The following is an 11,924-nucleotide window of genomic DNA, read 5'->3' on the forward strand; positions in this document are numbered from 1 at the left end:
CGACAGACCACGCGTCGATCGACTCGTGGGCTGTCGCGGAACGGGTGCGGCGGCGGGCGGCGCAGCGCTACGCGACGGTGGCCAGCGCGAAGGGCAGCACGGCGGCGGCCCCGGCACGCCGGAGTTCGCGGCCCGCGACGGTCATCGTCCACCGGCTGTCGACCAGGTCGTCGACGAGCAGCACCGGGCCGTCGTGGGACTGCAAGGCAGCGGCGAGCGACGAATCCACCACGAAGGTGTCCCACACGCCGGACAACCGGTACGCGCTGTTCGTCGCACCGTCGCCGCGGGGTGTGCCGCCGTTCCGGTCGAGCGTGCCGAGGAACTGCAGCCGCCCGATCGTCGACAGCGCCTGGGCGAGTGACCCCACGAGCTGCGGCCGCGACCGCGAGGACATCGCCACGACCCCGGTCGGCCGGGTCTCCCACGGCCAGTCCTTGAGCGCCCGGACACAGCCGTCGACGAGCTCGCGGGAGATCGGGGCATCGGGCGTGGACGGCGAGAACAGTGCACGCAGCGGTCCACCCCAACCGAGGTCGGTCAGACGAGCCACTGCACGGCCGGGCTGCACGAGCTCGTCGGCGCCGATCTTGCCCCGTACCGAGACTCCGAGCGACGACATGCCCGACGGCCACTGGGCACGCGGGGCGATCTCGACACCGACCTTGTCGAGCGCGGCAGCCGCACCGGACGAGTCCGTGTCGGAGACCGCGGTCGGGAACCACGCCCCGGCGCAGTTGTCGCACCGGCCGCAGGGCTCCGCCGACGGGTCGTCGAGGTCCTGCTGCAAGAGCTGCATGCGGCACGCCGAGGTGGACTCGTAGTCGAGCATCGAGGCGGCCTCGGCGGAACGCGCCGCGGCGACACGCTCGTACCGCGGAGCGTCGTACTTCCACGGCTGCCCGGTGGAGACCCAGCCGCCGGTGACGCGTCGAACCGCCCCGTCGACGTCGAGCACCTTGAGCAGGAGTTCGAGGGTGGAGCGCTTGATGTCGACAAGACCCTCGAGCGCGACCGTCGACATCGCGGTGTCGGTGGACAGGGCGCCGAGCACGGCGGAGGCCCGGGCCTCGGTCGGCATCGACGCGCTCGCGAAGTACTGCCAGATCTCGCGGTCCTCACGACCGGGCAACAGCAGCACGTCGGCGTTGTCGGTGGCACGACCCGCACGACCGATCTGCTGGTAGTAGGCGACAGGCGACGAGGGCGCGCCCACGTGCACGACGAACCCGAGGTCCGGCTTGTCGAACCCCATGCCAAGCGCACTCGTGGCGACCAGGGCCTTCAGCTCGTTGCCCTTGAGCTGTTGCTCGAGCTGCTCCCGCTCGTCGGTGTCGGTGCGCCCCGTGTAGGCCCGGACGGCGTACCCGTTGTCGCGGAGCAGGCGAGCGATGTCCTCGGCCGCCGAGACCGTGAGCGTGTAGATGATGCCGCTGCCGGGCAGGTCGCCGAGGTGCGCGAGCAGCCAGCCGAGCCGCTGCCGGGCGTCGGGCAGCGTGAGCACGCCCAAGCGCAGCGATGCCCGGGCGAGCGACCCGCGGATCGTGAACACCGGGTCGGCCGGGCCGGCGGTGAGCTGCTCGGCGACGTCCTCGACCACGCGCTCGTTCGCGGTCGCGGTGGTCGCCAGGACCGGGACGCCGTGGGGGAGGGACCGGATGAGCTCGGCCAACCGGCGGTAGTCCGGTCGGAAGTCGTGGCCCCAGTCCGAGATGCAGTGCGCCTCGTCGACCACGAGCATGCCCATCCGGGCGATCAGGGTCGGCATCTGCTCGTCGCGGAACTTCGGGTTGTTCAGGCGTTCGGGGGAGACGAGGAGCACGTCGACCTCGTCTCGGGCGAGCGCGGCCTGGGTCTCGCCCCACTCGTGCGCGTTCGCCGAGTTGATCGACACCGCACGGACCCCCGCCCGGGCAGCCGCTGCCACCTGGTCGCGCATCAGGGCGAGCAGCGGCGACACCAGGACGGTCGGGCCGCCACCACGGCGTCGGAGCAGCAGGGTCGCGAGGAAGTACACCGCCGACTTGCCCCACCCGGTGCGCTGCACGACGAGGGCACGCTGCCGGTGCTCGACCAGGGCGGAGATCGCCTCGAGCTGGCCGGGGTGGAAGACCGCGTCGGGGCGCCCCGTGAGCGCAGCGAGCGCCTGCTGTGCCTCGGCGGCGATGTCCGCAGAAGGCGAGACGACAGACGGAGCGGCGGTGGGGGTGTCCATGCCCCCATGCTGTCAGGAGCAACCGACGAAACGCGGGCCGCGCCTCCAGTCTGTGGACAACGCGACGGAACCGCCTTACTGGTAGGTGACCAACGACGGCGTCGGATGCACGTCGGCCATCGTCTGCCCGGGCGTCAGCATGGGCGTGTCTTCGTCGTAGAAGTTCTTCCAGCCCCAGTGCAGGCCCTCGGGAGCGCCCTCGTGCAGCGCCTTCCAGGTCGCTTGCTTGTCCGGCTGCGACCCCTGCCCGTCGACGTGCACGAGCATGTCGAGTTCCGGATGGGTCTTCAGGGCGTCACGGTCCTGGATCATTGAGAGCCGGAACTGGTGCAGCACGAGGGCCTTCGGCGGCAGCCCCTCGTCCTTGACGAGCGATGCGAGCCACGAGGACACCTCGTTCACCTCGGACGCGGACACGCTGCCGATCTGCTCGAGCGGCACCTGGTCCTTCGTCAGCCGCCACTCCGGGTCGAGCGCGAGCCACACCCCGGGCTTCTTCAGCAGCGACTCGTACTGCTTCGCCTGCGACAGGAAGTCCGAGCGGCCCGGCTGCAGGTCGATGATCACGGGCATGTCGGCGTCGTGCGCGGCGTCCACGTAGGGCTCGAGCGTCGACACCGGCAGCTCGGTCGAGTAGTCGCCGTCCGCTCCGGCGTCACCCGCGGCGACGGTCGCGATGACCTCCATCGCGGGCGTCACCAGCTCGTCGGACTCGGCCCGGTACGGCTTCGCGACCTGCTCGGCGCGCTGGACGGTGGCCTCCGGCCCCTGTTCGCCGAGCACGCCCAGCGCCGGCGCGCCGGGAGCCCCGTAGAGCGCCACGTAGCGGTGCCCGTCGAACGGCCGCTGGCCGCCGTTCCGCAGCTGGAAGCCGCCCTCGGCCGCCCGTACCGTCCACTCCGGGTCCTGCAGCGCGTCGAACGCCGCACCGACCAGGACCGTCTGGTGCTGCCTCCGCTCGTGCAGCGCCGTCACCACGTCGGGTGCGGCAGCCGGGTCGGTCACGCCCTCCGGCATGGTCACCACCTCCGCACCGGCGGCCTTCGCGGTCGCCACGGCCGCAGCGTCCGCGCTCGCGTCCGCCACCACCACGGTGGCCTGCCGGGAGGCCCGGGTCGACTCCGGCGCGTCGCCGCCCTCAGGCGCCTTCCGCTGTTCGACGTCCGTGTCGACCGACACGTCGCCCTCGGCCTGGTACCAATCAGCCCCGAGCCGATCGAGCTCGCGGGCGACGGCAGCGCCGCCCTTCGTGTCCTGCTCGTCCTTCGCGGTCAGCAGCACCGGAACGTGGGCGCTCGCCGCGGCCTTCGCTGCATCGGAGATCGCGTCGGCATCGCCGGCCGTCGCCACGATCGCGCCGGGAGCACTCGCGAACAGGGCCGTGCTCACCCGCACCGACCGTGCCGCAGCGTCGGAGGCGTCGGCGACCGTGACCGTCCCCGCCGTGGCCTTCGCGAGGGTCGGGCGGCTCGTGTCCGGCCCACTCGACGTACACCCGGCGGCTCCGAGCAGCAGTCCGGAGACGGCGATCGCGACGAGGACACGAGGGGTGGAACGAGAACGCATCGGGCCACCCTACGAGCCACGCGGAGAGGTCCCTGGGAATCCGACGGGTGTCGTCTCGTAGAAGGGAGGCATGCCCCACCACCCCGACGACCACCCGCTCATCGGAGCCGTCCGGTCGCCCGAGGTCCACTGCATGACCCTCAACGTGCGGCGCCGCGTGCCGCGACCGTCCGCACACCCGGACGCCTGGGAGCGTCGCCGCGATGCCATCACCGCGCTCGTCACGTCCGAAGCGCCCACCGTCCTCGCCGTCCAGGAGGCCCTCCCCACGCAGGCAGACGACCTCACGGCCGGCCTCGGGTCGGGTTGGGAGCCCGTCCTGGTCGGGCGCGGCGCGCGCGGCAGTGGGGAGCAGGTCGGGCTCTTCCTGGACCGCTCCCGCCTCGACGTCGTCGAGCGACGCACGTGGGCGCTGTCCCGCACACCGAGCCGTCCGGGATCCCGCTCGTGGGTCACGTCCTTCCCCCGGCACGCCGTCGGGGCCGTCGTCGACGACCGCGCGACCGGCGTCCGGTTCCTGGCCATCGCGACGCACCTCGACGTCGCATCGCCGTGGGCCCGACTGCGGTCCGCCGAACTCCTCGGCCGGATCGTGCGACAGCGCGGCCTGCCCGCCGTCGTGATGGCCGACTGGAACAGCGCGGCAGGGTCCGCACCATGGCGAGCACTGGCGGACGCTGGTGTCGTCGACAGCTGGGGACGGGCCTCCAGGCAGGTGGGCGAGCCGTACGGGACGTACCCGCACTACGCGAGTCCGCGTGTCGGTGGCCGGCGCATCGACGGCGTGCTGGTGACGCCGGACGCGACCGTCGACCGGGTGGCCGTGTCGAACCGGCGGCCGGGCGGCGTGTGGCCCTCCGACCACGCGGCCGTGCACGCGGTCGTGCGGTGGGCGTCGTGATCCGGGCGCTCGGGCCGACGTTCCTGCGCCCGAAGTTCCTGGTGGCCGACGTGGTGCGTGCCCTGACGCTCGTGAGCCTGGTCGTCGCGAGCATCGGGTGGGGTGGCACCGCCCTGCCGGTGATGGCGCTGTCGTTGCTCGGAGTCGTGGTGCCGCGGATGCTCGGGCTGAGGCCCGCGTTCGACCTGGCGGTGTGCGTGCTCGTGCTCCTCGCGGGCTGGTCGAGCGTGCTCGAGTGGTACACGAGCGTGTTCCTGTGGGACAAGTTCATGCACGTCGTGCTCACGGGGCTGCTCGCCGCCGTGCTCTACGTCATCGGCGCTGACCTGCGCGCGGTGCCGGCGCCGGACGGGGAGCGGCGGGTGGTCGTCGCGATCCTCGGACTGTGTGCGGGACTCGCCATCGGGGCCGCGTGGGAGATGGGGGAGTGGCTCGGGCACAACTTCGTCGACTCGGCGATCTACGTCGGGTACGACGACACGATCGGCGACCTGGCGGCGGACGGGGCCGGAGGGTTGCTCGTCGGGCTCGGGTTGCCGTGGTTGGCGGCGCGGCGCGAGGTGGTGCGGCGCGAGGTGGCGCGGCCGGGGTGACCGTGCGTGCTCGTTCCGGTGGCTCTGGTTGCTGCTCGCTCCGACTCGCCGTGGCGCGGAGGAGGTCTGGCGTCCGCTATGCTGGACCGGTCGCTCGCGCTCCGGTCGGACGTGGGCGAGGGTCCTCCGGGATCCTGAGTTCTCCGGAACTCGCGGGCTGTGGCGCAGCTTGGTAGCGCACTTGACTGGGGGTCAAGGGGTCGCAGGTTCAAATCCTGTCAGCCCGACCGAAGGTGTGAGACACCACGAAGAAGCCCATCGAGGATATCGGTGGGCTTCTTCGTTTCGGTGGCTGTCGTGGGGTCGTACGCATAGGGGTCCCTCACTGCGACGATGAGCGGACCACCTATCTGAGACACCGTCCTTGCGGCAGCTGTATCCGGTTTGGTTCGGAGGCCGAGATTCGCTGGGGGACCGGCTATCGAACGGTTCACCAGATGATTTCCGGATTGTCGTCGAGACTGGTCTGGAGTGCGTTCAGAACTCGCTGGCAGTAGTCAAGACCGGCGTGACAAATGTTCACGTAGGTTTCGATCTTTCGGTCGTTACGCGTCCGATCACCCACGCCGCGCGCCGCGTGATCCGTCATGTCCATTGCATGTGCGATCTCGTTCCTGGCTTTGAAGAGAGGGTTGACGACGGATGAGTCTCGGAAAAGGGCCTTGCTGCCTTCGAGTCCGAGAGCGACCAAGGTTGCCTTGACTTGATCCTGGGACTGGAGGCTGTGATCGGTCAGCTGCTCGATGTAGAGGCGCTGCAGCTCACGAGCCGGATTCGGCTCCGCGATCAAGAGGGCCGACACCTTCTTGGCATCTACAGCATTGGACTGCTGTATGTAGCCCGTCACCCATCGCTGGAACTGTGCGCGACCCTCCTTCGAGAACGAAGCTTGGAGAGGCGCTGCGTCCCGAAGTGCTTGTTTGAGGGTGGTATCCACGCCTGCTCCCGCGAACACCACCGCCGACCTGAAGACGTCCTGCTCCGGATCAGTCAGTCGACCTCTTCGCGGCGCTCCCTTCACCGCTGGGTAGACCTTCTCAATGAGGTTCGCTACCGAGTCGTAAGCCGTGGCGAGAAACCGCTGAGACGTGTTCAGCGGAGAGTCCATGAGGATGACGGTTGGGGTTAGGCCTGGCACAGTGGTGGGCATTCCTCATTGTCGCCTCGTCCCCTCCGCTTCCAAGGAGGCCGCGCCGCATCTTCGCCTTCCTTCTCGCGTCTTGCCCTGGGGTCAAAACGACCAACGCGGCTACTTCCCGCGCAACCGATCTATCTCCGCCTGCACTGCGTAGTCCTCCGCTACCTCGTTTAGCAAGCTGTGCAGCCGGTCGGTGATCCCCTGAGACAGCCGACGCAGTGCGGCGACGTCAACGAGCGCGAACAGGGGACCTCCCGGATCCCAGGACTCCACTCGAAGGCCACCGATCTTCTTGAGACCGGTCTGACGCCTGTCGACGGGATCCGTTACCGCGGTTCCGGTGTCATCGAACAGAGCACTGTCGAGATGTTCGAGCGCGTCTCGCAACGATTTCAAAGACGGGACCTCGTCCGGTGGTTCCTCGTCGAGCTCGCGTGCGAGGCGTCGAAGCCATCGCTGCGCCTGGTACCCGGTCCACACCACCGATGCATTTGCAGCCCACATTCGGCGGAACGACCGTGCGACGTCGTCTTCTGACGGACTCCAATCCTCCATGCGCTCGAACGCACGATCGTCCTTGATCAGCGCCGTGCTTGCTGAGATCGCGGCCGGCAGCTCATCAGCTAGACGTTCCGCCCAGGTCCGCGCAAAGAACAATGCGTGATCGCCAGCGGGCGATCCTGTCGAAAGGTTGCCACCGAGGTCGACCCTGAGCGAGCGGTGATCTTCCTTGGTCACGGCGTTCTCGCGGGCCGTCCCGGCTGTCCTTGGGGCGGAGCAAGCCTGTTAGGAGCCTCTTTCTTGCGGGGTTGCTGCTTCCCGTCGGGAACCACGTTGAATGGCATCTCTATGGCACCGAGCCCTGCCGCCTTGGCTCGGAACCGCATGCTGCGGTCCTCGCTGACGATGACGACCTCCTCCGCGAACGGCTGGAGCGCGAGGGCGCGGTCGATGATGTCCGCGTCCGGACGCGGCAGGGGGACTCGATCTAGTTCGTCCACAAGTAGTCGGAAGGTGCACCGCCCTCGCGCGGTGCCCGCGACGTCGATCGTGTCGTCGTGATATCCGTCTCCGAAAAGGGAGTCGAGCCACTTCAGGGTCATGCGAGCGAGAGTGCGTGCCTCGGGAGCACCGCGGTCCTTCTGCGTGTCGAGTTCCTCGACGACTTGGATCGGGATCACCACCGAGATCGGAAGGTGACTGAGGCGATTGGTAAGGCTGTACCAGCGCGCGCGCATTAGATGCTCGCCGAAGGTCAAGAGCACGTTTGTGTCGAGCACGAGGGCCACCCCGCGGCCGAATCGGGTCCAGCGATCAACCACCCGCTCGAGTTCATTGGCGTCGGCCTTCAGCGACTCGATCCGCGATTGAGTCTCGGTGTCGATCAGCCACATGAGCTGACTGCCGTAGCTGGCTGGATTCAGCGTCTGGAGCAATTCGTAGTGATCTCCCCGCACGTGCTTCCGCAGCGCAGTGGCCGTCAACACAGGGCTCAGAGCAAACGCCGTAGCGCCGACCCACCTTCGCCATCCGTTGAGACGGTCAACCGCTTCGATGTTCGCGCCGACGACGTTTTCTAGGTCGCGCGCAAAGTTCCTGAGCGAGGCCGCCGTCGCCTTCGGGTCGGCAGAAGATCGCAGTTCAATCATCCACTGACGCTAGCTGGAGATTCGAGCAGGATCGAGTCTCTTCATCGGATACGTCGCGAACTTCGTGAGGCAGATCGGGCGACGGAGCCAGAGCCCCATACCGGTCCCAACAACGAACGAAGTTCCTCGAAGCTAGCCGGATACGACTCCCCACGTCCCGGACTGGGCACCGTACAGCGTCCGCTAGCCAATCGGCTATCGAACTATGCAGAGCCCAAGTTGCCCCTGAAGCAGATCGCTCGGGTCGGGAATGCTGTGTCCTCGAGCTGAGCTGCTCGTGGGTGGACTGCGGAGGCCGCCCGTCATAGGACCTAAGGGATCAATGTCGTCGTCGCCACGAGGGGACGGCCTGCAGGTGATGTGGCTCCTGGACCCCGATGGCATTGACATGGCTGCACAGGTCCGACGCGCCGTTCAACGACTCCTAGTTTTCCCTCTGTGAGGCACTCGGTTTCGCGATTGCGATAGCGATACGGAGGCGGCTTTGCCGGTGGTGCGGACGCGAGGCTCGTCGCGGCGTCAGCCCTGGACGGTCCAGGCAGCGGAGATGCTCCGGTCGACGACACGGCGCCACCCGTCCGGAGCGGCAGGGTCATGGCTGGCCATCCCGGCCATCCACAAGACAGTCATCAGGTCCTCGGTGGTGAAGTCCGCGGTGAGTACGCCGGCGTTGTGTGCGTTGGCGACGAGTTCCGCTCCGAGCGCCATCGATCGTTCGCATGCGTTGATGAGGAGCACGGCGTCGGGGTAGCGCCGGAGCATCGCGTCGTTCATGGCCGGGTCGCTTCGCTGGAGGTCGATCATCTCTGCGATGAAGGTCTCCAGCTGCGCGCGCGGAGTGTCCTGGGCCAGTGTCCGTTCCCGCAGGGTTCGGAGCTTCGCGCCCGCGATGTCGGGCACGACTGCGTCAATGAGGTCCTCGCGCGATCCGATGCGGTTGTAGAGCGTGCCGATGCTCACGCCGGCCTCGCGGGCGATGTCCTCCAGCGGCGCGGAGAGCCCTCGCTTTGAGAAGACGGCGATGGCGGCAGCGCGGAGCTTCTCGACGTTCGCCTGTGCGTCTCGGCGCAGTCGGGGTGCGGTGCTCACAGCGACTCCGGAGTAAATTGAGGTCAGCCTCAACATAGGCTGCAGGGGCCTGAGGACGACCTCAACTTACCGCACCAGTTCGCACGGCCCGGCGGCGGGCCACGGAAGGACGCATCATGCCCCTCATCACCATCATCGGAGCGGGACCGGGCCTGGGTCTCGAGATCGCGCGGGCCTTCGGGCAGAAGGGCTTCGACGTCGCGCTCGTGGCCCGCAGCCAGGCGAGCGTGGACTCCCTGGCGGGTGAGCTCGTCGCGGAGGGCATCCAGGCTCGCGGGTTCACCGCCGACGTCAGCGAGCCGGGCACGATCCGGAGTGCCCTCCGATCGATCCGGGAGACGCTCGGGCCGATCGACGTCCTCGAGTTCTCCCCAGCTGACCGGACCCTGGAGTCGGTCGACGCGGTGGACGTGACGATGGAGAACCTGCAGCCGCAGCTCGACTTCTACCTCGGTGGCGCCATCGCGGCCGTCGGGGAGGTCCTGCCGGACATGATCGCCGCGGGCGCCGGCACGGTCCTCGTGACCACCGGTGGTGGTGCGCTCGCCCGGACGCCGGTGCGCGGGAACGTCAACATCGCCGCGGCGGGGCTCCGGAACTGGACGCTCAACCTCAATGCCGCTCTCGCTGACAAGGGTGTCTACGTCGGGTTCGTCGCCATCACCGCGCTGATCGGCGGTGGGCGACCGGACGCTGAACCGGCGGTCATCGCGCAGTCCTACGTGAAGCTCCACGACGAGCGGCGGGACGCCGAGCTGCACTACGTCGCGTACGACGGCTGACGCGCCTCCCGCCCGGGCTGCTGGCCCGGGCGGGATCCGCCGGGCTGCCGGGACCCGGGTCCGCGCGGTTCAGCCGGCGCCAGCCGCTGCAGCCGCCGCTGCGAAGGTCCGGAGTGTCGCCACCTGCTCGGCCGTGCTCGGTGGCGCGTCGGCCATCTGCCACGTCGACACGAGCGCGATCATGCCGCCGATCGTGAAGGTCCGGGCGTCCCCGGTCAGAGCGATCTCCGGTCGATGGTGATCGGGATCGTGATCCGACTCCGTCAGCCAGGTCGTCATCGCGGCTGCGAGCACCTCGGCGACACGCTCGCCACGTGGAACGGCGCGGAGCTTGTCGAAGAAGCCGCGATCCGCACGTCCCGCGGCGAGCAGCGGTTCGATCCCGCGCTCCCGAACGGCGTCAGTGAGGGCCTGTGGGAGGTTCGCCGCGGCCTCGTCGAGCGGAAGCTGGTCCTCGAGGAGGCGGCTGATCCAGAGGTCCGTCGCCAGGTCACCGACATTGCTGTAGTGGTTGTGGAGGGCCTGCCTGCTCAACCCAGCACGCTGTGCCACGGCGCTCATCGAGATCGTCTCACCCTTTGGTGCCTCGGACACCAGTGTCGCCAGCGCCCGGATCAGGGCGGCGCGGGTGCGGGTGATGCGCGGGTCCACCCGGTGACCCACGGGTGGCGCCGTGCTCGTTCCCTCGGTCATGAGTCCATCTTGCCAGAGTCGGGCCACTGATGTACGTTCGTCATCTACTGGACAACTGTAAAGGACATCATGACGCACGTGACCGAGCCTGCCGTTGGCCGCGGAGACGGCCCGCAACACCCCGAGTTCGAAGCGGCGGTCGCGGGCGGCACGCTGAACTCCGAAGGGCCGGGATCAGCGCATCGCTACCGGAACCTGGTCCTCGGTGCGATCGCGATCCTGCTCCTGGCTATGGCGATGTTGACGAGCTACTCGAGCGCGTTCGGCAATCCGACGCCGAACAACGTCCACCTCGCGGTCACCGGCGACGCCGACGCGATCGTGGCGCTCGAGCAGCAGGGATCGCTGGACCTCACCGTCGTGGCGTCCGAGCGGCAGGCGCGAACCGCGGTGCTCGACCGCGACGTCGACGGCGCCGTCGTCTTGCCGGCGCCGGGGGAGGACGCCGGCGTCACCACCTACATCGCCAGCGGTGGTGGCCGCGGCCTCGGCCAGGCAGTCTCCGGCATCGGCGACTCGATCGCGGCGAGGCTGCAGACCACCAACACGGCCACCGACCTCGCACCCCTGCCGAAGAAGGACCCGGTCGGATCGATCGAGTTCTACGCGATCCTCTTCGCGGGCCTGGGTGCCGCCCTCGGCGCAACGGTGTTCGGGCGCATCCTCGGCACCGTCGACACGGCGACGAAGTTCGTCGAGCGCAGCGTCGTCCTCGTGCTCTACGCCGGGCTCCTCGCCGGCCTGATCACCCTGTGGATCGACTCCGCACTCGGGGCGGTGACGGTCGGCCCGTGGGCCGTGTTCGGGACCCTCTGGCTGACCGGAGTCGCCATCGGGGGAGCGGTCACGGGCGTCGCCGCAGTGGGTAGGACCATCGCCGCCCTGGTGATGATGCTCGCGCTCGTGCTCCTCGGGAACACGTCGTCCGGTGGCCCGCTCGGGATCCACGTCCTCAACGACTTCTTCCAGACGCTCTACTACGTCTTCCCGCAGGGCGACGCGCTCGACCTGCTCCGGTCCGTCCAGTACTTCGACGGCGCTGCGGTCGCCGCCCCGATCATCCGGCTGAGCATCTGGGCCGTGGCAGGGATCCTGCTCACCCTGACGGCGATGCTCATCCGGAACCGACGCGAAGCCGCTGCTCGACCGAAGGGCGGACTCCGTCACGAGCAAGGTCCCTGCTCGGCAGCCGGCCCATCGGGCTCCCAACTCGAGTCCGCCGCAGGCACGCCGAACGCGGCCTTGCTGCCGTTGACCCCGACGCCCTGAACACCACAGGCCTGCTCGACGCCCGCAAA

Annotated in this window: 11 protein-coding genes and 1 tRNA gene; 5 read left to right on the plus strand and 7 right to left on the minus strand. The window is 68.9% G+C overall.

Translation table 11 applies throughout. From position 1 onward, the window contains the following. Positions 1-67 precede the first annotated feature (67 nt). Together ACIPV1_RS11940 and ACIPV1_RS11945 are read right to left on the minus strand one after the other, a co-directional pair. Positions 68-2,215, minus strand: coding sequence for a RecQ family ATP-dependent DNA helicase (locus ACIPV1_RS11940; RefSeq protein WP_402726430.1), 2,148 nt, complete (start codon positions 2,213-2,215; stop codon positions 68-70). Between the two features lie 75 nt (positions 2,216-2,290). Then, entirely contained in the window at positions 2,291-3,781 is a 1,491-nt protein-coding gene (locus ACIPV1_RS11945) for a hypothetical protein (RefSeq protein WP_402726431.1), read from the minus strand. A gap of 70 nt (positions 3,782-3,851) precedes the next feature. On the opposite strand from ACIPV1_RS11945, the gene ACIPV1_RS11950 reads away from it, so the two are divergent. From ACIPV1_RS11950 to ACIPV1_RS11960, 3 genes are all read left to right on the plus strand, one after another. Beyond that, positions 3,852-4,682, plus strand: coding sequence for an endonuclease/exonuclease/phosphatase family protein (locus ACIPV1_RS11950; RefSeq protein ID WP_402726432.1), 831 nt, complete (start codon positions 3,852-3,854; stop codon positions 4,680-4,682). Then, the gene (locus tag ACIPV1_RS11955) at positions 4,679-5,275 is read left to right on the plus strand and encodes a hypothetical protein (RefSeq protein ID WP_402726433.1); all 597 of its coding nucleotides are present in this window, start codon (positions 4,679-4,681) and stop codon (positions 5,273-5,275) included. The genes ACIPV1_RS11950 and ACIPV1_RS11955 overlap by 4 nt, the downstream gene beginning before the upstream one ends. Before the next feature lie 153 nt (positions 5,276-5,428). Then, positions 5,429-5,502: transfer RNA gene (locus ACIPV1_RS11960), tRNA-Pro, on the plus strand. Positions 5,503-5,705: 203 nt separating this feature from the next. On the opposite strand, the gene ACIPV1_RS11965 is transcribed toward ACIPV1_RS11960, so the two are convergent. The 4 genes from ACIPV1_RS11965 to ACIPV1_RS11980 form a co-directional block, all read right to left on the minus strand. Beyond that, a complete protein-coding gene (locus ACIPV1_RS11965) occupies positions 5,706-6,383 on the minus strand; it encodes a hypothetical protein (protein WP_402726434.1) in 678 nt (225 codons plus the stop codon). Between the two features lie 141 nt (positions 6,384-6,524). Beyond that, on the minus strand, positions 6,525-7,151 hold the full coding sequence (locus tag ACIPV1_RS11970; protein ID WP_402726435.1) for a hypothetical protein: 627 nt from the start codon (positions 7,149-7,151) through the stop codon (positions 6,525-6,527). Continuing rightward, on the minus strand, positions 7,148-8,062 hold the full coding sequence (locus ACIPV1_RS11975; RefSeq protein WP_402726436.1) for a PIN domain-containing protein: 915 nt from the start codon (positions 8,060-8,062) through the stop codon (positions 7,148-7,150). Before ACIPV1_RS11975 ends, ACIPV1_RS11970 begins: the two co-directional genes overlap by 4 nt. 519 nt (positions 8,063-8,581) lie before the next feature. Further along, a complete protein-coding gene (locus ACIPV1_RS11980) occupies positions 8,582-9,151 on the minus strand; it encodes a TetR/AcrR family transcriptional regulator (protein ID WP_402726437.1) in 570 nt (189 codons plus the stop codon). 116 nt (positions 9,152-9,267) lie between these two features. Between ACIPV1_RS11980 and ACIPV1_RS11985 the strand changes: the two genes are divergently transcribed. Beyond that, a complete protein-coding gene (locus tag ACIPV1_RS11985) occupies positions 9,268-9,933 on the plus strand; it encodes an SDR family NAD(P)-dependent oxidoreductase (protein WP_402726438.1) in 666 nt (221 codons plus the stop codon). A 69-nt stretch (positions 9,934-10,002) separates the two neighbouring features. Here ACIPV1_RS11985 and ACIPV1_RS11990 read toward each other — a convergent pair whose 3' ends face one another. After that, positions 10,003-10,626, minus strand: coding sequence for a TetR/AcrR family transcriptional regulator (locus tag ACIPV1_RS11990; RefSeq protein WP_402726439.1), 624 nt, complete (start codon positions 10,624-10,626; stop codon positions 10,003-10,005). A 78-nt stretch (positions 10,627-10,704) separates the two neighbouring features. Here ACIPV1_RS11990 and ACIPV1_RS11995 point away from each other — a divergent pair, with 78 nt between their 5' ends. Then, the gene (locus ACIPV1_RS11995; protein ID WP_402726440.1) at positions 10,705-11,895 is read left to right on the plus strand and encodes a hypothetical protein; all 1,191 of its coding nucleotides are present in this window, start codon (positions 10,705-10,707) and stop codon (positions 11,893-11,895) included. The last annotated feature ends 29 nt before the right edge of the window (positions 11,896-11,924 follow it).

Origin of the sequence: Curtobacterium sp. NPDC089991 (genome assembly GCF_044748425.1) — a bacterium.
GTDB lineage: Bacteria > Actinomycetota > Actinomycetes > Actinomycetales > Microbacteriaceae > Curtobacterium.